Annotated in this window: 21 protein-coding genes; 9 read left to right on the top strand and 12 right to left on the bottom strand. The window is 42.8% G+C overall.

Going from position 1 to position 19,916, the window contains the following annotated elements; translation table 11 throughout:
- Positions 1-10 precede the first annotated feature (10 nt).
- Entirely contained in the window at positions 11-1,162 is a 1,152-nt protein-coding gene (gene ftsZ / locus HY805_05305) for a cell division protein FtsZ (protein MBI4823629.1), read from the top strand.
- Positions 1,163-1,241: 79 nt separating this feature from the next.
- Positions 1,242-1,841 (top strand): DUF3786 domain-containing protein, encoded by a 600-nt coding sequence (locus HY805_05300; GenBank protein MBI4823628.1) that lies wholly within the window; start codon positions 1,242-1,244, stop codon positions 1,839-1,841.
- 7 nt (positions 1,842-1,848) lie between these two features.
- Here the strand turns inward: HY805_05300 and HY805_05295 are convergent, their stop codons facing one another.
- Positions 1,849-3,195 (bottom strand): sigma-54-dependent Fis family transcriptional regulator, encoded by a 1,347-nt coding sequence (locus HY805_05295; GenBank protein MBI4823627.1) that lies wholly within the window; start codon positions 3,193-3,195, stop codon positions 1,849-1,851.
- A complete protein-coding gene (locus HY805_05290; GenBank protein MBI4823626.1) occupies positions 3,182-4,894 on the bottom strand; it encodes a hypothetical protein in 1,713 nt (570 codons plus the stop codon). Before HY805_05290 ends, HY805_05295 begins: the two co-directional genes overlap by 14 nt.
- 128 nt (positions 4,895-5,022) lie before the next feature.
- Between HY805_05290 and HY805_05285 the strand changes: the two genes are divergently transcribed.
- Entirely contained in the window at positions 5,023-6,024 is a 1,002-nt protein-coding gene (locus HY805_05285) for a hypothetical protein (GenBank protein ID MBI4823625.1), read from the top strand.
- Here HY805_05285 and HY805_05280 read toward each other — a convergent pair.
- The 6 genes from HY805_05280 to HY805_05255 are packed head-to-tail and all read right to left on the bottom strand — an operon-like array spanning position 5,945 to position 10,367.
- Complete coding sequence (locus tag HY805_05280) at positions 5,945-6,721, bottom strand: lipoate--protein ligase family protein (protein ID MBI4823624.1); 777 nt, start codon at positions 6,719-6,721, stop codon at positions 5,945-5,947. The genes HY805_05285 and HY805_05280 overlap by 80 nt on opposite strands.
- Positions 6,721-6,909 (bottom strand): CooT family nickel-binding protein, encoded by a 189-nt coding sequence (locus tag HY805_05275; GenBank protein MBI4823623.1) that lies wholly within the window; start codon positions 6,907-6,909, stop codon positions 6,721-6,723. The genes HY805_05280 and HY805_05275 overlap by 1 nt, the downstream gene beginning before the upstream one ends.
- Positions 6,910-6,925: 16 nt before the next feature.
- Positions 6,926-7,624: an ABC transporter ATP-binding protein gene (locus HY805_05270; protein ID MBI4823622.1), complete on the bottom strand. Its 699-nt coding sequence runs from the start codon at positions 7,622-7,624 to the stop codon at positions 6,926-6,928.
- The gene (locus tag HY805_05265) at positions 7,617-8,384 is read right to left on the bottom strand and encodes an ABC transporter ATP-binding protein (protein MBI4823621.1); all 768 of its coding nucleotides are present in this window, start codon (positions 8,382-8,384) and stop codon (positions 7,617-7,619) included. The genes HY805_05270 and HY805_05265 overlap by 8 nt, the downstream gene beginning before the upstream one ends.
- The gene (locus HY805_05260) at positions 8,371-9,468 is read right to left on the bottom strand and encodes a branched-chain amino acid ABC transporter permease (GenBank protein ID MBI4823620.1); all 1,098 of its coding nucleotides are present in this window, start codon (positions 9,466-9,468) and stop codon (positions 8,371-8,373) included. The genes HY805_05265 and HY805_05260 overlap by 14 nt, the downstream gene beginning before the upstream one ends.
- On the bottom strand, positions 9,465-10,367 hold the full coding sequence (locus HY805_05255) for a branched-chain amino acid ABC transporter permease (protein MBI4823619.1): 903 nt from the start codon (positions 10,365-10,367) through the stop codon (positions 9,465-9,467). Before HY805_05255 ends, HY805_05260 begins: the two co-directional genes overlap by 4 nt.
- Before the next feature lie 90 nt (positions 10,368-10,457).
- Here HY805_05255 and HY805_05250 point away from each other — a divergent pair, with 90 nt between their 5' ends.
- From HY805_05250 to HY805_05230, 5 genes are read left to right on the top strand one after another with little or no spacing between them, the layout of a single operon-like run.
- A complete protein-coding gene (locus HY805_05250; protein ID MBI4823618.1) occupies positions 10,458-12,038 on the top strand; it encodes a peptide-binding protein in 1,581 nt (526 codons plus the stop codon).
- Between the two features lie 5 nt (positions 12,039-12,043).
- The gene (locus HY805_05245) at positions 12,044-13,987 is read left to right on the top strand and encodes a glycosyltransferase family 39 protein (GenBank protein ID MBI4823617.1); all 1,944 of its coding nucleotides are present in this window, start codon (positions 12,044-12,046) and stop codon (positions 13,985-13,987) included.
- A 3-nt stretch (positions 13,988-13,990) separates the two neighbouring features.
- A complete protein-coding gene (locus tag HY805_05240; protein ID MBI4823616.1) occupies positions 13,991-14,137 on the top strand; it encodes a hypothetical protein in 147 nt (48 codons plus the stop codon).
- Between the two features lie 39 nt (positions 14,138-14,176).
- The gene (locus HY805_05235; protein ID MBI4823615.1) at positions 14,177-14,335 is read left to right on the top strand and encodes a hypothetical protein; all 159 of its coding nucleotides are present in this window, start codon (positions 14,177-14,179) and stop codon (positions 14,333-14,335) included.
- Positions 14,332-14,682: a hypothetical protein gene (locus HY805_05230; protein MBI4823614.1), complete on the top strand. Its 351-nt coding sequence runs from the start codon at positions 14,332-14,334 to the stop codon at positions 14,680-14,682. The genes HY805_05235 and HY805_05230 overlap by 4 nt, the downstream gene beginning before the upstream one ends.
- Positions 14,683-14,856: 174 nt before the next feature.
- Here HY805_05230 and HY805_05225 read toward each other — a convergent pair whose 3' ends face one another.
- On the bottom strand, positions 14,857-15,219 hold the full coding sequence (locus HY805_05225) for a YdhR family protein (protein ID MBI4823613.1): 363 nt from the start codon (positions 15,217-15,219) through the stop codon (positions 14,857-14,859).
- 253 nt (positions 15,220-15,472) lie between these two features.
- Here HY805_05225 and HY805_05220 point away from each other — a divergent pair, with 253 nt between their 5' ends.
- Positions 15,473-18,079: a calcium-translocating P-type ATPase, PMCA-type gene (locus tag HY805_05220; protein MBI4823612.1), complete on the top strand. Its 2,607-nt coding sequence runs from the start codon at positions 15,473-15,475 to the stop codon at positions 18,077-18,079.
- 1 nt (position 18,080) lies between these two features.
- On the opposite strand, the gene HY805_05215 is transcribed toward HY805_05220, so the two are convergent.
- The 3 genes from HY805_05215 to HY805_05205 all read right to left on the bottom strand — a co-directional run bounded on the left by HY805_05215 (position 18,081) and on the right by HY805_05205 (position 19,659).
- Positions 18,081-18,386, bottom strand: a complete 306-nt coding sequence (locus tag HY805_05215) for a hypothetical protein (protein ID MBI4823611.1) — start codon at positions 18,384-18,386, stop codon at positions 18,081-18,083.
- A 38-nt stretch (positions 18,387-18,424) separates the two neighbouring features.
- On the bottom strand, positions 18,425-19,171 hold the full coding sequence (locus HY805_05210) for a site-specific DNA-methyltransferase (protein ID MBI4823610.1): 747 nt from the start codon (positions 19,169-19,171) through the stop codon (positions 18,425-18,427).
- Positions 19,172-19,362: 191 nt separating this feature from the next.
- On the bottom strand, positions 19,363-19,659 hold the full coding sequence (locus HY805_05205; protein ID MBI4823609.1) for a hypothetical protein: 297 nt from the start codon (positions 19,657-19,659) through the stop codon (positions 19,363-19,365).
- Positions 19,660-19,916 lie beyond the last annotated feature (257 nt).

Here is a 19,916-nt window from a genome sequence, read left to right as displayed (position 1 = left end):
GGAGGTGTTTATGTTTGAGTTAGAGGATGTTAGAGGCAAAAAGGCAAATATCAAGGTTGTGGGTGTTGGAGGCGGAGGAGGTAATGTCGTCAATAACATGATTGCCTCCAATATAAGCGCAGTGGATTTGATAGCAATCAATACCGATGCACAGGTGCTTGAGACATCTCTTGCCACACAGAAGGTGCAGATAGGTGTTTCTGTGACGAGAGGGCTGGGTGCAGGCTCAAAGCCAGAAATCGGCAGGCAGTCTGCAATCGAAGACAGACTTCAGATTGCCGAGGCACTCGAGGGCGCAGACATGGTCTTCGTTACAGCAGGCATGGGTGGCGGCACAGGCACAGGAGCATCTCCTGTTGTAGCAGGCATTGCGAGAGAGCTTGGTGCCCTCGTAGTAGGAGTTGTCACTAAGCCGTTTTTCTACGAAGGCAGACAGAGGATGCTCAATGCAGAAGAAGGTATTAAGGAGCTTGCAAAGAATGTGGATACCCTCATCGTTATCCCAAACGATAGGATAAGGCTTGTTGTGGAAATGGGCACACCCCTTCTTGAATCTTTCTCCATAGCAAACAATGTCCTCAAATATGCAGTTCAGGGCATAGCAGACCTGATAGTCGTCACTGGACTCATAAATGTGGATTTTGCGGATGTAAAGACGATTATGGATAAAGGAGGCAGGTCTGTTATGGGCATGGGCATAGGAAAGGGCGAGGGCAGGGCACGGGAAGCCTCAAAGAAAGCCATTTCAAACCCCCTGCTCGAAAGCTCATCCATCGAGGGAGCTAAGAGAATCCTCATAAATGTAACTGGAGGGCTTGACCTTACACTCGGTGACGCAGAGGAGGCCGCTTCCATCATATATGACTCAGCAGACAAGGAGGCAAATATCATATTCGGTGCAGTCATTGACCCGGACATTCGAGATGAGATAAGGGTCACTATTATTGCAGCTGGCTTTGACTCAGAGGGCGAGAAAAAGAAGCCTGAGTTAGAGGCAAGGAAATGGACTGTCCCTAATATCAATCTCAAGGGCTCAGATAGGGTTCTGGCTAAAACACTAACTGATTTCCCCATAGAGATGCCAGTTGATTCGATGCCATTTGAAGAGCCTCTCGATGTGCCGACCTTCCTTAGAAAAACGCATCGGCAAATGGAATTATAGGTTTCTCCCCCCAAAACGGGGCCTCTTCCCCCGGAGGCCCCTCCCTCCTCCCCTCTAAGAACCTGTGTTATCATAAGCCATGACAGGACATGAAAAGGCATGGAGAATGCTTTCTGAGCTTAATCCCGATGATGTCTGCAAAAGGGCAGGTGCCTCTTACAATAAGACAGGGTCTTTTTACATACTAAAATCATTTGGCATGGAGTTTTCCATAAACCCTAAGAAGGAGGAGATAAGACCGATTGAGGGGCATGGAGAGAGACTTCTTAATGGGCTTGGATATTTCATAAGCCATTCCTTTCTATGGTATCTCATAAATTCAAAAGATATCCCTGTTTCAGGGAGGCTCGTAAAGCCCGAGAATCTAAAAGGAGGACAGCACTTTTTTAGGGGCACTCACCATATCCCGCTTGAAACTCTAACTAAAAATTATGAAACCAAAAAGCAGGCATTTATCGAAAGAGGCATGGAATTAGGCGGAAGGGCGATAAACATGGCTGATGCCTCCATAGAGCTTCTCCCACTTCCCAATGTGCCTGTTACACTGCTTCTCTGGATAAAAGACGATGAATTTCCTTCAAGGTCCACACTGCTTTTCGATTCCACGATAGAGATTCATCTTCCTTTGGATATCATATGGTCGGTGGCAATGATGAGTGTGCTTGCCATGGTTTCCTAACCAATTATTACTCTATGCTTAGCTTCTTCATCTTTCTATAAAGTGTTGCAAGGTCAATCCCTAAGGAAGAGGCAGTTGCCTCCTTGTTGTGTCTGTTTGTCTCGTAGGCATGGAGGATTACCTGTTTTTCGTACTCATTTATTTTTTCCCGAAGTAAAGAGGACTCTTCCTTTGTCTTGTATGTCAGTTTTTCAGGCAGGTCTTGTATGCCAATAGTGTTTGCCTTTGTTATGACCACTGCCCTTTCAATGACATTTGCAAGCTCCCTCACATTTCCATGCCATGGGTAATCTAACAGGACATCTAAAACGGTCTCCTCTATTGCCTTTATGTTTTTATGGTTTTCCGATGCGAATCTTTTGACGAACATATCCGCAAGAAGCGGAATGTCTTCTTTCCTTTCTCTAAGAGGAGGCAGTTTTATCTCAACGACATTGATTCTGTAGAATAGGTCTTCCCTGAATCTACCTTCCTTAGCCAGTTTTTCTATATCATGGTTTGTTGCAGAGATAAGCCTTATGTCAGAGTGTCTTGGCTTTGTGTCCCCAAGTGGTGTGGCCTCGCCTGAGTCAAGCACTTTTAGAAGTTTTGCCTGAAGAGAAAGGGGCATATCCCCTATCTCGTCTAAAAACAGGGTGCCTTCGTCTGCCATTTGTATAAGACCTTTCTTGTCCGAGACCGCACCTGTGAATGCTCCTTTTTTGTAGCCGAAAAGCTCTGACTCAAGAAGGTTCTCTGGAATGGCAGAGCAGTTGATAGTTATAAAAGGCTTATCTCCTCTTTGGCTCGAGCAGTGAATGATTTCTGCAATAAGGCCTTTGCCTGTGCCTGACTCACCGAGGAGTAAGACATTGCTCTTTGTAGGTATGACTTTTTCGAGGAGGTCAAATACCTTTTGCATGGACTCACTGCTGAAGATAAACTCCCTGCACCTTCCTCTTCTCTGGCTCAATTCCTGTCTCAGGGCTATGTTTTCTCTCTTTAGTGTCATCTGCTCTAGCTGCCTTTTTATGGTGAGCCGAATCTCCTCGTTTATAAATGGCTTTACTATGTATTCCGATGCACCCTTTTTCATTGCATCCACTGCCGACTCTACGGAGGCATATGCAGTCATCAGTATGACGGTAGTCTCCGGGTTTATCCTTTTAGCCTCCTCAAGGACCTGTATGCCATCCATCTTTTCCATCTTCAGGTCAGTAAGCACGATGTCAAAGTCTGTTTTCTTAATCTGCTCAACTGCCTCCTCGCCGCTTAGTGCCTTTGTTACAGAGTATCCTTCTCCTGAAAGAAGAAACTCAAGTGCCCTCAGGATGTCTTTTTCGTCATCTACGATGAGGATTTTAGTTTTCTCCATATGCCCTCTCCGGTATGGTTATGATAAACCTTGTGCCTTTTCCCATGTGGCTTTCCACTGATATGTCTCCACCGAGCCTTTTTATGATACCATAGCTTATCGAAAGACCAAGACCTGTTCCTTTGTCCTTTGTCGTAAAGAATGGGTCAAAGACCTTCTCGAGGTTTTCCTCTAATATGCCTGTGCCTGTGTCTTGAAACTCCACTATAATATTGTCGTTTTCCGACCTGCTTCTTATTGTAAGCGTTCCACCTCGAGGCATTGCATCCACTGCATTCAGAATGAGGTTTACAAAGACCTGAGAGAGCTGGTTTGCATCTGTAACGATGGCTGGCAGAGAGGGGGAAAGCTCTTTTATGGTAGTGATGCTCTTTGCCCTTTTGTCATACTGCATAAGATGCAAAGAGGAAGTGATAAGCTCGTTTAGAGATACTTCTTTGAATTCTGAGATGGGTGATTTCGTTAAGCCTGAAAGCTGTCTTACTATATCTGCAATCCTGTTTATGTGGAAAAGGACTGTGTCGAGGCTTTCCTTTTTGAAATCCTCGGTTTCTTTTTCCCTAAGGATTTGAAGGAACGAGAACACAGATGTTAGGGGGTTTCCGATTTCATGGGCAATGCCTGCTGTAAGTCTGCCTATGGAGGCTAACTTTTCGGCATGTGCAACCTTTTCCCTTTCCCTTATAAGTTCTATCGTCTTTTTGTTCAGGGTCTCTTCGAGCTCCTTTGCATATCTCTCGAGCTCTACCTCCTGCCTTGCCCTTTCCTCTGCCTTGATTCTTTTTCTATTAATCACTACGATTGCAGATGCGCCTATTGCAGTTGCACCGAATATGGCGAGTATCAATATAGAATGAAGTCTCATGCTATGCCTTATGCTTTGCGTAACCTCTGAATAAGGTATGGAGACGCATGCTATCCAGAAGGACTCAGGGGAGATGTTTACTCTTGAAAACGCAAGAATCTTGTCCTCTCCAAAGGGCGCTATATAGCTCTGAACACCAGAGGCACTGCTTTCGAGAATCCTTTTTTCAGCCTCAAATGACTTATGACATTCAAAACACGATGCATCTGCCTTGTAGAGGTTTTTGCCCTGCATCTCAGGCTGTGTCGGATGATAAAGAAGGGTGCCACTACTGTCCATCATCCATGCATAACCCTTTGAGCCAGATGTTATTGGAGTCACGAATTTTTTATTGATAGAGTCTATGTCAACATCGAGCATGAGCGCACCTGACCATCTACCACCTCGATTTATCGACGAAACGAATTTAAGTTTTCCTTCTTTAATGTCCTCTATAAGCATGACCCCTATGGTTTTCCTCTTTGAGTCCTTCAATGCCTGATACTCAGAAGGAGAAACCGAAGTAGAGGCGCTACTGTATCTTAAGATGAGCAATTCATCAAAAACCCTAAATTCGGTTCCGAGGTCTTCTTTAATTACAGATATTGTTTTTCCTATAGAATCATCGGAAATATGTCTGTCTCCTATGAGCAGGGCAATAGCAGAGGTCTGGTCTTTAAGCCGATTTATGGTGTCGGCAATGTTTTTGGCAATGGTCTCTGCAAGCAAGGTCTGTTGCTTGTTGAACTGTCCTGCCATCTCGGCCTGATAATTGTCTTGAAAGAAGATGTTAAGGGTGATGATTATGGATATAATCAAGATTGCAGATACCACGAGAAGTATATTGCTTTTCAAGCCCTCAGATACCTCCTATTTCAATATAACATATCCTGTTTTATCCCAGCCACTTGCCCAAAATTTAAGTTATAGGGGCTTTGCCCCTACACCCAAAATTTCAGCATGGTCAAAGATAGCAAAGGCAGATGAAAACTGCTAAAATACGAATGCTCTCCATGACCTATAAAGGATACATAAGAGAAGGCATCAGGCTGATTCACAGAAACTGGCAACTCATTGTCATTCGGGTCGTAATGTCAGTGGTTAACTGTATAGTATTTTTTGTCATTGTCGGAATACCAATCTTTGCGGCTATCTCTGCATTAGGACTTGATATTTCAGACCTTACAGGGCTCAGGGAGTTTCTGAGAACTCTCGAAAACCCGGTTGAGCTTATCAGGAGGTATCTCGGCATTGGTCTTGCAATACTGATTGCAATAGTTATTTATCTACTCTTTGCATTTTCGGTATGGATATATGTTTTTGGTGGCTCTATCGGCATAATGTTTAGGGCATTGAAAACACCTCAGACGGAGTTTAAACTTTCCGAGTTTCTCAAGCAAGGAAGAAGGCTATTCTTTCCACTTCTGGGCTATACAGCAATAATTAGTGCGCTCTTCATAGCTGGGCTATTTGTAATGGGAATAATAGGAGGCGGTATAACTGCCATTTTATCTATCTTTAAGTTTTATGAAACCGATGTAGGATATTTTTTAAGGGTGTTTTTTGCAGTCCTGACAGGAATTTTAGGCTTAGCTCTTGTACTTGCTTCGGTGGCTATGACTTTTCAGGGCTCTGCCATGATTGCGATTAACTCCCTAATGCCAATTCAGTCTTTCAAGGCATCATGGAGGTTTTTCAAGGAACGACCCTCTGCATTTGGGTTTTATGCAATAATGTTTTCAGGCTATATATTAATAAACCTTTTGTTTTTCCTCATAGGCATGTCATTGAAGTTTATACCCAATGTCAGCACTATCCTGACACTGCCTTATCGGGTTTTTCTATCTCTGCTACAGGATTATCTGAACCTTGTGGTTTTAGGAGTTGTATGCGTATTTTATTTCTCTATCTCTGATAGTTCCATTCATGGACAAGATACTTCTCCGAAAGAAGTTCCTGAGCAGATACCTCCTCTTTCTGAATAGGATTAGACCTTATAAATTTTACATCGAAGAGCATCTCAAAGGATTCCCTTATGGCATCCTTAAGGGTAGTTACATTGTCGGGCTTGTATAACTGGATGAGAGGTATTTCTTGTCTTCTGTGCAGTGTAGTGTTAGGGAATATACGCTTTATCTTGGCATAATCTATTCTATATGGGATAGAGCCTTGCTGAAGAAAACCATCGTTCCATCTTCTCTGGGCAGAGCCAATGAGCTTTCTTCCATTAAAGGATAGCTCTCCGTATGAGCTTGATTGAAAACAAAGAGGACTTCTCGCATAGGAGCCTGAGAAAGAATCTTGCATCTCCGATTGGATTCCAAGCCTTTCCATGGCAATTGACAATGCAGAGCTTATTTTCTTATATGTATCCCTGAGTCCATCTGAAAACACTCCGACTGACCTTGAAGAAAAGCTGTATGTAAGCTCCTTGTCATGAAGTATTGCCCTTCCTCCTGTTGGTCTTCTTACGATTGGGATGTCTTTTTCTTTGCAGTAATCCGAGTCGATGTCTTTTGTGCCCTGAAAACATCCTATGCTTAAAGAAGGTTTCGCCCAGCCATAAAACCTGAGTGTAGGAGGTGCATTACCTTTCCTTACAGAGGCAGAGATTGCCTCATCCAATGCCATGTTATAGAAGGCATCTCCATCTCCTGAATCGATAATCCGCCATTCAGACACTATTTTTTTCTTAAGATAATCTTATGTCTTGAAAGGGATAGCTCCTCAAGCACTCCATCAAAGACCTTTTCCTCGCCAAAGAGGTTTCTTAGGAGGACATTTTCCCCTTCGAGCCTGACTGTTTCCACATTGTCCAAGAAAAGCTTTTCAATGCCTTCTTCGTAAACATATGCATTCAACTCGCACATATAGACTCCTTTCTCCTCATCTATTACCCAAATAAGCCTTTTTTACCTCTTCGTTTTCAATTAGCTCCTCGCCTCTGCCTGTGAGTGCGACCTTTCCACCTTCCAGCACATAGCCTTTTTCAGAGAGTCTTAGAGCAGACATTGCATTCTGCTCAACAAGGAGAACTGTAACCCCCTGACTGTTTATCTCCTTTATCGTCTTAAATATCAGGGTTACAAGTATAGGGGAAAGACCAAGGCTCGGCTCATCCATCAGAAGAAGCCTTGGCCCTGACATAAGTGCCCTTCCTATGGCAAGCATCTGCTGTTCACCGCCTGAAAGGGTGCCTCCATATTGTTTCTGCCTTTCCTTAAGCAAAGGGAAGAGCTCAAAGACCCTCGTGAATTCGCTTTTCTTTGGCTTTAAAGAGTAAGCACCCATCTCAAGGTTTTCCCTTACAGTAAGACCGGGGAATATTCTCCTTCCTTCTGGCACATGGCTTATTCCCATCTGCACTATCTCATGTGGAGGAAGTTTATGTATTGGGGCTTCGTCAAAATAAATCTCGCCTGCCTTTGGCTTAAGAACCCCTGAGATTGTCATAAGGGCTGTGGATTTCCCTGCGCCATTCCCTCCAAGGAGGCAGACGATTTGCCCCTTTCCAACCTCAAGGCTGATGCCCTTTAATGCCTCTATTGGTCCATAAAATGTATGGATATCCTTAAGTCTAAGCATGAACTTCTTTTCCTAAGTATGCCTCTATCACAAGAGGGTCTTCTCTTACAAGAGAAGGAGTGCCTTCTGCAATCCGTGAGCCATGGTCAAGCACAACGATAGTTTCGGATATTCCCATAACAACCCTCATGTCATGCTCTATGAAGACAATGGTATGCCCGAGTTCCTTCAGCTTTCTTATAAGGGTCATCATTTCCTCTGTCTCTTGAGGGTTCATTCCTGCGGTTGGCTCATCTAAAAGCAGAATTTCAGGCTCAGAGGCAAGTGCCCTTGCAACCTCCAATCTTCTCTGGTCTCCATAAGGAAGGCTTTTAGCAGGGACATCTTTCATAGCCTCTATGCCAACCAGTTCAAGATACTCAAGTGCCTTTTCCCTTATGGCTTTTTCTTCTCCTCTGAATGTCCTGTCCCTTATGATAGAGCCCAAAATGCCCTGTTTTGTTCTTGCATGCTCAGAGACCATGACATTTTCGATAACAGTCATCTCTTTGAAAAGCCTTATGTTCTGGAATGTCCTTGCAATGCCAAGGCTCAAGATTCTGTGAGAAGGCTTGCCTGTGATGTCAATGCCTTTAAAGAATATATTTCCACGGGTTGGCTTAATGAGACCTGTGAGGCAGTTAAACAGGGTTGTCTTTCCTGCACCATTTGGCCCTATGATGCTTAATATAGAATTGCCTCTGACCTTAAAGCTAACATCCTCGAGGGCTTTTAGGCCTCCAAAGTTTTTAGTCAGTCCTCTTAGCTCAAGTGGATACACCTTTGCCTCCAAGAATCCCCTGCGGTCTGAAGAGCATTAAAAGCACAAGTCCTCCACCGAGGGCAAGCATCCTGTAGATTTGAATCTCCCTTAAAAGCTCCGGCAGTACGACAAGTATGACTGCACCGAGCATCACACCGGGAATGCTTCCCATCCCACCTAATATGACCATGCAGAGTATGAATACGGATTCCATAAATGTAAAGCTTTCAGGTGAGATGAACTGCATCTTTGCCGAAAACAGAGCTCCAGCAAGCCCTGCCCAGAAAGCTCCAAAGGCAAATGCATAAAGCTTATAGGCAGTCGTGTTTATCCCCATAGAGCCTGCCGCTATTTCATCCTCTCTTATAGCAATCCATGCCCTGCCGATTCTACTTGAATGAACTCTTTTTATAATGAAAACACTAAACAAAACAGATATGAGGACAACATAATAATATCCCGCAAGCCCTGTCAGGGGAATGTCCATAAGATAAGGCCTTTGAATTCCTGCTATGCCATTTGGCCCATTTGTAAAAGAATCCCAGTTATTAAGAACAAGCCTTGTTATCTCTCCAAAGCCTAATGTAACTATGGCAAGGTAATCACCCCTTAGCCTAAGTCCAGGCGCACCCATAATAAAGCCAGATGCAGTTGTCAATGCCAATGACAAAGGCAGGGCTGACCAGAAACCAATACCCCACTTCACACCTATTAGGGCAAAAGAGTATGCTCCTATTGCATAAAATGCGGCAAAGCCCAAGTTCAAAAGCCCTGCAAAGCCTACAACGACATTAAGCCCAAGCGCAAGGATTATGTATATCCCTGCAAGTATTGCCACATCTATCACATAGTCGCTGAATATAAGAGGGATGACGAGAGCTCCTGCGATGATGAATGGTATAAGAAATTTTACGGGAATAGGTGGCAGTTTTATCTTCCACTTAAGCCCTTTTAAGCCTTCTCTGAGTGGTTTCAAGAGGAGACCTGCAATAAGGACGGATACAAAGAGTATGAGAGATGCCTTAAGCCCTTTAAATGGAAGGAAAAGGACAGATGCCCAGAGTGCAATAATAAGTATCGATAAATGGGTTGACGCTCTCATACCTTTTCCCTTTCGGTTTTTCCGAATAGCCCCGAAGGTTTTATAAGGAGAACGATTATGAGCATTATAAAGGCATAGGCATCTTTGTATTCGGATGATATGTAGGCAGCACCCATGCTTTCCACTATTCCAAGCAGTATGCCTCCTGCCATTGCACCTTGAATAGAGCCTATGCCGCCTAAGACTGCGGCTGTAAATGCCTTTATGCCTGCCACATAACCTATGTAATAATTCACCAGTCCATAATACATTGCAATCATCACGCCTGCCACTCCTGCAAGTCCTGAGCCGATGATGAATGTTATGGCTATTACTGCATTAACATTTATTCCCACTAAAGATGCCATTGTCCTGTCTTCTGCAACTGCCCTCATTGCCTTTCCAGTTTTTGTCCTCTGTATAAACCACATAAGGGTAATCATGATAATGCAGGATACTATTATTATCGATGTCTGAAGATAAGTTATTCTTGCCTTGAGGATTTGAAAACCCTCTGCCCAGAAGACCTGAGGAAATACCCTATCAGTTGCACCCTGTGTGAGCATCACATAGTTCTGAAGGAATATAGAGACTCCTATGGCTGATATGAGAGGGCTCAGCCTTCCTGCGCCCCTTAATGGTCTGTATGCAACCCTTTCTACGGTGAATCCGTATGCCGAGCTCAGTATTATGGCAATGAGAAATGTAAGGATAAGGCTCAGAGGCAGACTCACAGCCGTTAACCCTGCTGATGTAAAGAAACCAAATACAATGATGCCAAGATATGCGGCAAGCATGTAGATTTCTCCATGGGCAAAATTAATAAGCTGAAGTATGCCATACACCATCGTATAGCCCAGAGCTATAAGGGCGTAAACCCCGCCTAATGTCAGACCGTTTATTACCTGCTGTAGAAACATGCCTTAGATTTTAACAAACTGCATTGACAATTCTCCAATTTCACGGTGATGGGTGAAACTGACATGAAAAAAGTCTGTTATAATTACTCCATGAATGTCATAAGGGTCTTTGTGCTTGCTACACTCATCATTTCAATAGGCTGTAGCAGAGAGCCTGAAATCAAAGCTCCAAATTCTATCACAATAGGCTTTCTTGCGGATGCAAAAAACCTTCTTCCACCTCTCGCATCCGATTCAGCCTCAGGCGATATAAGCGGTCTTCTCTTTAATGGTCTTACAAAATACGACAAGGACATATTGGTCGTAGGAGACCTTGCAGAGTCATGGGAAATCAAAGATGGAGGACTTGAGATAATATTCCACCTCAGAAAAGGAGTTAAATGGCATGATGGGGTTGAATTCAGCTCGGATGATGTGTTATTTACATATAACACAGTCATAAACCCAGAGGTGCCAACCCCTTATAGCAGTATCTATGGGCCCGTTAAGAGCGTCTCTGCGTCTGACAGATATACCATTAAGGTTATATACGAGGAGCCCTATGCACCTGCTTTAGAATCATGGGGAATGGGGATTATCCCAAAGCACATCCTCGAGGGCAAAGACATAACTTCAGAGGAGTTCAGTAGAAACCCCATAGGCACAGGACCTTACAGGCTTAAGGAATGGGTTACTGGTCAGAAGATTGTGCTATCTTCATTTGATGAGTATTTCGAGGGAAAGCCAAAGATAGATAAATACATTGCCCGTGTTATACCTGACACGGCAACGATGTTCCTTGAGCTTAAGTTTGGAGGAATAGATTTCATGGCTCTTACGCCGCCTCAATATAAACTACAGGCTGATACTGTGCTTTTCAAAAGGTATTTCCAGAAGTTCCTCTACCCTTCATTCGGATACACATATCTTGGATATAACCTTCTCGATGAGCGATTCTCTGACAAAAGGGTAAGAAGGGCAATAACACATGCAATAAAGAAAAAAGACATTATTAAGGGTGTTCTCCTTGGTTTTGGGACAGTCTCTACAGGGCCATTTCCTTCTGAGTCGTGGGCATATAACCCAAATGTTAAAGACCCTGAATATAACCCCGATAAGGCAAAAAAACTTCTTAAAGAGGCAGGCTGGCAAATGGTAGATAATGGAGTCCTCAAAAAAAACGGAAAGCCATTTGTATTCACGGTGCTTATAAATCAGGGAAACGATGTGAGGCTTAAGACTGCCCAGATAATCAAGGAAAACCTCAAGGCAGTTGGCATTGAAATGAATATAAAAGTCTTAGAGTGGCAGGCACTTCTTCATGAGTTCATAGATAAAAAAAGATTTGAGGCTATAATCCTTGGCTGGGCACTCTCGAGGGACCCTGACCTCTATGACATATGGCATTCATCAAAGACAAAGGAAGGGGAGTTTAATTTTATCTCATATAAAAACGAAGAGCTCGATAGGCTTCTTATTAAGGGCAGACAGACATTTGACATAGAGAAAAGGAAAAGGATCTACTGGAGAATTCATGAGCTTTTGTCCGATGAACAGCCCTACACATTCCTTTTTGTCCCTGATAGCCTTCCTGTGCTTCATAAAAGATTCAAAGGGGTTGAAAAGGCTCCGATTGGCATATGGTATGACTTTATCCACTGGCATGTGCCTGACAGGGCAATGTGGTATTAAAAGGGATGCGGTTTAAAGCAAGGCATATTGTCTATTTCATAGTCTTTTCAGTTCCACTTGTTCTTCGTCTACTACCTTACAGGGAGTTCATAACACCTGATAGGGTCTATTTTTATGGTCCTGACTCTTATGACCACATGAGAAGGGTTTTCCTGATACTGAATGATTTTCCGAAAATCCCTTTACACAATTACTATCAAGGTTATCCTGTTGGAAGCCCTAATTTGCTTTCGCCACTTTATGACTTCATGATAGCCTTCATCGCAAAATTAGTGGGCTTTGGAAGCCCATCCACCAGGACAGTAGAGCTTGTAGGTGTTTTCCTTCCTGCAATTATAGGTATGCTTTCTATAGCTATGGTATACATACTTGCAAGGGAGTTTATGGACAAAAGGGCAGCGATTTTTAGTGCCTTGTTTTTTGGCATAATGCCGGGCTATCTCTGCTATTCTACGGTTGGACAGCCTGATAACAATGTTATCGAGCCTCTGATTGGTGCAATCTATTTTTATCTTCTTATCAGGATGTTTAGGGTAAAGGATTGGAGAGCTCCTTTATATGCCTTTTTAGCAGGATGTGCAGGGGTTATGTCCATTCTCCTCTGGCGGGGGGCAACACAGTTCTGGGTTATAGGGCTTATGATGCTTATAGTGCTTCATGTAGTTGACCCAAAAGATGGCAGGACACTCAGACTGGGAGGAATTGTATTTGGCATAAAGGGCATTGTTTTTTTAGGGATGGCTTTGGGAGGCATTCTCGCAGTTCGTAGTTATGTAAGCTTCAGAGAGGTCTCATACTTTCATGCCATCTTATCCCTGACCATAAGTGCAGGTTTTCTTTCTGCTTACAGTGTGAGAAAAATTGGATTTTCAAAAAGAGTCCTTATTTATGAGTCCATTATGTTTCTGATTCCAGTTGCACTTGTGGCTGTTTTAGTTCCTGCCTTTTCTACGGAGATACTGAGGTCAGGGGCAATGATGGCACATGGCGACATCTGGCTTGAGGACAACATAGAGTATCAGTCCATACTTTTCCCTAACGGAAGGTTTAACTTTATTATACCTACTCTGGATCTATCGCTGTTTTTTTGGGCAGTTCCATTGGGCATTATATGGTTTCTAAGAAGGCTATTGACAGTAGGAGAGAAACGTCCTCAAATGGCATTTCTTATGACCTCAAGCTTTGTGTTTTTCCTTTCGACTCTGTCTCATCTGAGATTCGAAAACCTACTTGCGGTGAATGTGGCTTTTCTTTCGGGCATGATAATGGAAAGGACTATACTCTGCGGGCAGAAAAGGGCTCTGAGAAATGTCTTCATGGGTTTATTTTTCATTGTTGTTTCTATTCTCCTCGTAAGGTCTTTTAGTTATTCTAAGGGACCTCTCAGGGTTATGGAGATACAGAAGGAGTTTGTAGAGGTGATGGACTGGCTACGCAAAAACACGCCTGAAACCAGTTACTACTACGAGCCACACCGAATGCCAGAATACGGAGTTCTTGCCGAATGGAGTATAGGCAGTTGGATTGAAAACATAGCTAAAAGGCCTGCGGTTGCAACGAATTTTGGAGCCGAGACCCATGGACTTCTGGACTCCGTGGAATTCATGCTCTCCGAGGACGAGGAATCGGCACAGAGGGTTTTAAGTAGAAACAAAGTCCGCTATGTGATAATCACAAACCTCGCTCCGAGCCTAAATAAATATGCACGCATCCTGGGCATTAAACATAGGGATTATGCAAACCTTGACGAAAAAACTGGCTCATGGAGATTAGGGGAAAGATACTTTAGGCTTATCTCTACGAGGCTTTTTCTAAAGGGTGGCATTGGGCTCAGGCATTTCAGGCTTCTTTATGAATCCTCAAGGGAAATCAAGGCAACAGGGCTTAGCTACTCAGTGAAAAGAATAAAGGTTTTTGAATATGTTCCTGAAAAGGCAATGTGGCATTAGGATATGATACTTGTGGATACCAGCGTATGGATTGACTTCCTCAGGGGTGTAAACTCTCCTGAGCGACAGACCCTTCACAGACTCATAGAGGGCGAAGAGATGCTTCAAGGCATAAATGGGAAAGGTTTATTTTTTATTGAGCCATGCTAAAATACCAACACATACTAATAAGCATAAGGAGGTTTGGGTATGCCCACGGTGAGTCAAAATGAGCTTAAGTTAATAATCAAAGAGTCCTTAAAAGAGGCATTGGAGGAAGAACTGCTCAAGGTACGCCTTATGTTTTTCCCCGAGGTCTCTGATAGGGAGATGCTCGACGTCTCCGACCGGTACGGAAAACCGGAATGAAGGACGAATTTACGGTAAAAAAGGGAATTCTTGAAGAATTATCGGGAAAGGGCATTATGTTTACCGTTCATTTGGTGGATGGATTTTTTGATTTAACTACCGATCAGGTGCTTGAATATCTGAAAGACCCTGATATGTTCGGAGCAAAAATGCACAGGGTTTCTTTGCAACGATATAAAGGGTGGAAAAACATGATGGAAAAATATGTTGACGGCGATTATCGTTGTCCTGCAACAACAAAAAGAGGCACGCCGTGTAGGGGAACTGTAAAAAGCGTTGACCTTAAAGATTTTGTGCCGGGAGTGTCAGAGTATTGTATTGCCCATCAAAAATATGGGATTAAGTAATGCATTCTAAACCCGGTGATAAGATTAAGGGTTACATTTGCCCGTCCAAAAACTTAGAACCGTGTGGAATATGCAATCAGGAGGGTTGAGAGGGAGGGGCGAAAGAAAATGGATTGAATTTTTTGTCAGCTAAGGGGCGCGCCGGCTTTTGCCACGTCCCTCTTGAGCGATTTGTTATGTGTTTCTATTTTCTATCCAAGCTAATCCCATAGAAGTTAACTTCTCTATTGAATGAAGTCCTTCCTGTATAGCCTCTACGTCAAATTGATGAATAGTTGGATCAATCCCTGTCATTGCTTTCACCCGATACATTGTCCGTATTTCTTCTTCCCTTGCCTCCTTTGTCTCCCAGAGATAAATACCTCCGAATTGTCCTGTTTCAATATTTGAATACCATATTTTTTGAATAAGCCCTTTTTTATTTTCGTATCTTTTCCACGATTCGCCTGCGATATATTTTCTTAATTGTTCAAAGATTTGCCTTGGCTTTTGAGAAAAATCCCAATTTAAAATTAACACATACATTCTCTTATCCATTTTCTCTCCAGAATTATGACTATACGAAAACCCGGTTTGAATATACCACAAACCTCAAGGCATAAGGAATATGTATCAAATGAGCTTCTTGGTGGCACTCCCTCATAGAAGCAGGAAATTCAGGAGGCGGGTATGGATTATTGCCCGCCATAAACTATAATACCTCAAATCAATTCGGTTGAAAAGTCTGTGATTACTTTTCCTTTCATAAAAGTTTATAATATCGTTTACGCCTTATTTATTCAGGTTAAAAATGCACTGGTATCAGAAAGACATAGAAGATATATTACGGAGTTTAAACTCCTCCATTTCAGGCATTTCCTCAGAGGATGCCAGAAGAAGGCTCAGCGAATATGGCCCTAATGAGCTAAGGGAGAAAAAGAAAAAAACTCCATTAGGCATGTTCCTCGAGCAGTTCAAGGACTTCATGATTGCAGTTCTGATTGCAGCCGCAGTCATATCCGGGCTGATTGGCGAGCTTGCAGACACCTTAGCCATAGTTGTAATCGTTGTCCTCAATGCGGTAATCGGGTTTGTTCAGGAGTACAGGGCTGAAAAGGCAATGTCTGCACTTAAAAAAATGGCAGGGCATTATGCAACTGTGCTAAGGGAAGGAATGCCACAAAGCATCCCTGCCTCTCAGGTCGTGCCAGGGGACATCGTGGTTTTGGATTCAGGGAAAATCGTGCCTGCTGATATAAGACTTATCGAGGTACATCATATGAAGGTAGAGGAGGCCACTCTTACAGGAGAGTCAGTGCCTGTAGAGAAGCACACAAAGCCTATTCACGATGAGTTTTTACCTCTTGGGGACAGAAAAAATATGGCATTCAGAGGCACTGCAATTACTTATGGAAGGGGTGTAGGTGTTGTTGTTGCCACGGGAATGGATACCGAGCTTGGCAGGATTGCAGGAATGCTTCAGGAGGAGGAAGAAGTAAAAACCCCTCTTCAGAAAAGGATTGCAGTGTTTGGACAGAAACTTGCCATCTCGGTTTTAGCCATATGCGCCATTGTCTTTGGAATAGGTCTTCTGAGAGGAGAGCCTCCTTTGCTCATGCTTTTGACTGCCATATCTCTGGCAGTTGCCGCAATACCAGAGGCACTTCCTGCTGTGATAACCATATCCCTTGCATTGGGCGCAAAAAAATTAGTCAAACAGAATGCCCTCGTAAGAAAACTTCCTGCAGTAGAGACACTTGGCTCTGTGACATATATCTGCTCTGACAAAACAGGCACACTCACCCAGAATAAGATGACTGTGGAGGAGATTTATGCCTCAGGAAGGCTAATCATGACCCGAGAAGGCATCGAAGATATAACTTCCTCCGGGTTGCTTATGAATGCCCTTGCATTAAGTAACGATGCAGGGGTCGATGCAGATGGCAATGTCATTGGCGACCCAACGGAGATTGCCCTTTATATTATCTCAAAAGACAGTGGCTTCGATAAGAAAACACTGGAAAAGGAATTCCCAAGACTTGCTGAATTGCCATTTGACTCTGAAAGAAAATGCATGACCACATTCCATGGAGATGGCACCACGGTTTACTCCTTTACAAAGGGTGCTTTTGAGACATTGATTGAAAGGGCAAGCACTGTGCTAACAGAACAAGGCATGATGCCAATAAACAGGGAAGAACTAAGAAGGGTAAATGACCGAATGGCAGGCGATGGGCTAAGGGTGCTTTGCATTGCAAAAAGGAGATGGAAGACACTTCCAAAGGATATGTCCCATGAGAATATAGAGGCAGGGCTTACTGTGCTTGGACTTGTAGGCATGATGGATCCACCGAGAGAGGAGGCAAAAAGGGCTGTTACATTATGCAAAACAGCAGGCATAAAGCCTGTGATGATTACAGGGGACCATCCAATCACTGCAATGGCAATAGCTAAGAGGCTTGGAATCCTCGATGATGACTCAAAGGCAGTTATAACAGGAAGACTGCTTGAAAGGCTCTCGCTTGAGGAGCTCGAGGAGAAGGTAGAGCATATTAAGGTTTATGCAAGGGTTGCGCCTGAGCAGAAACTAAAGATAGTCAAGGCACTTCAGGCAAAAGGACAGTTTGTCGCAATGACAGGCGATGGGGTCAACGATGCACCTGCACTTAAAAGGGCAGACATCGGAATCGCAATGGGTGTAACAGGCACTGATGTCTCGAAAGAGGCAAGCCATATGATACTTCTCGATGATAACTTTGCAACCATTGTCAATGCAGTAAGGGAAGGAAGAAAGATTTATGACAATGTAAGGAAATTCGTAAGATACCTTCTTACAACTAACTCAGGCGAGATATGGACAATTTTTCTTGCGCCCCTGATTGGTCTTCCAATGCCACTTTTGCCAATCCAGATACTCTGGATAAACCTTGTAACGGACGGACTGCCTGCACTTGCCCTTTCTGCCGAGCCTGTAGAGAAAGATGTGATGAAAAGACCTCCAAGACATCCAAAGGAAAGCATATTTGCACATGGCTTAGGCATTCAGGCTCTGTGGGTAGGACTTCTGATGGCAGGTATTGCGCTTTTTGCACAGGCATGGGCAATCAGAGAAGGCTATCACTGGCAGACAATGGTCTTTACCGTGCTCTGTCTCCTACAGCTTGGAAATGCTATGGCAATAAGGTCCGAAAAAGAGTCGTTATTTAAGCTCGGACTGTTCTCAAACAAATACCTCTTTGGTGCTGTTATACTGACATTTTTCCTTCAGATGGCAACTATATATGTGCCGTTTTTAAACCCTGTGTTTAAGACCTATCCTTTAACCTTAAGCGAGCTGACGATTACGCTTGCCCTTTCATCGGTTGTTTTCTTTGTAGTTGAGATAGAGAAATTCTTTATAAGAAGGAAAGAAAAATAATTCATACAGACACGGGGAATTTTCTCAGTGCAACAGGCTGTCGGAGTTTTTTTAAATTTAAATTTATTAGTAATCCCCCTTCATTAACCTCTAACAACTCGTTAATCCTTTTTCTAACATCATCAAGGTTTAAGCGTATCTCTGTCTCTTGATTAAATTTAAGCTTGCTGTCTGGCAGACCCTTTACTTCCATTAACTGGTACGGAAAATGAATTAGCAGGCGTTTTACATCTCTTTCCACATGGAACGAGCCTCTAACCATAATCATGCCGAGCAGGTATGCTACATCATTATCCATGTAATCCACACAGGATAAAATTTGGCTCATTTTAGTTGTTTACTCATTTATTTAGCGGGTTTTAAAAATATCATTACATATTCGTGTATCTTATTAATTCTAAAAACGAAAGGGTATCCTAATGGACGCAGATTATTATACTCTTTCCTTCTATCCCAAATTATCACATCGTCGAATATAAAACCTATCTCCTGCATAAATTTCACAATATCCATATGAAGCGGATAGTACTTATCCTTTTTCCTTATATCCATAACCTCTACTATGCAATAAGCACCTTTCTTAAGGACGGTAAAAACTTTTTCAAAAATAAGTTCAAGCTCTTTTAAAAAAGCGTTATAATCATGTATCTCTCCTAAATTCCCATCCTTTCTATGATAGTCTTTAATTGCTTTCTGGTCTGCTGTTCTTTTTTGCGAGAGGATATCCCAATAAGGTGGAGATGTTATACAAATATCAATGGATTCTTTTTCTAAATACTTAGTTAAATTTCTTGCATCGTCAACATAAATTGTTTCTGGAATGTGCTCCCCGCTAAACAGGCTCATAGCTTTTAACCGTTGTTTTGCTATCTTTGCATATTCTTCGGATATCTCAAATCCAATGCCTTCCTTGCCCAATTCCTTTGCTGCCACAAGTGTTGAGCCGATACCCATAAGGGGGTCTAAAACTTTTTTCTTATCGTTTGTGAGAAATGATTTGATAATTCTTTTGGGCAATTCTTTTGGAAACATTGCTGGATGCTTTAGCTTAAGCTCCTCAGTTGTTTTTACAATATCATTCCAAACACTAATGGAATACCGAAGCCAAGTATTACCATCAAGCTCATTTGCCCTTTTAGCAGAAGATTTCCTTACCTTTTTATCCCATTTCCGAGCATGCTATATTGCAAGACTTGCACAGTATATTCCTTAGGTCTCTTTGGTAAGACATCAGGGATATTTATAGGTTTCCCCATAAGTTTAGTCTTCTTCATCTAACCTCATCACTCCTTATTATAATCCCTTAGCACCTCTTTAACAACCCTTTTTGCAATTTCAAAAGCAGACGCAACCCTGATGATTTTAACATCTCCAATTCCTTTAATCTCAAGGAATTTTTCAAGTGGCTGATTAGCCATTCCTTTAAATGAACCAAATCTTTTAAGGATTTCATTAGCTAAGTCTTCTGCTGATTTTCCCTTAGTGCCTGTAGAGATAAGTATTGCTAAAAGCTCAGCATCAGTCAAAGAGTCTGCCCCAAGCTCTCTTAACTTTCCTCCGGGGTGTGTCCACTCCTTCATAAAATTCATCCCTCCAATTCTCCTAAATAATATTTCTTTTTAATGGGTTATTGCAAGGGGTTAATAAGACAGAAACAAGGAGAAGGATTCCGAACAAGTCGGAATGACAAAAAAGGGGAACACACACCTACCCCTCTTAATAGAGGGGAATACGAGATTCTTCTGCCGAAGCATCGGCATCAGAATGATACCATGAAAAAGAAAATGCACCTCCCATATTACAGAGCGATAGCTTAAGCTATCCTTCTACGGGTTTT

It is taken from the genome of Nitrospirota bacterium (genome assembly GCA_016207905.1).
Classification (GTDB): domain Bacteria; phylum Nitrospirota; class Thermodesulfovibrionia; order Thermodesulfovibrionales; family JdFR-86; genus JACQZC01.
Note: the sequence above shows the minus strand (reverse complement) of the source record. Positions and strands in the feature narration are given on the sequence as shown.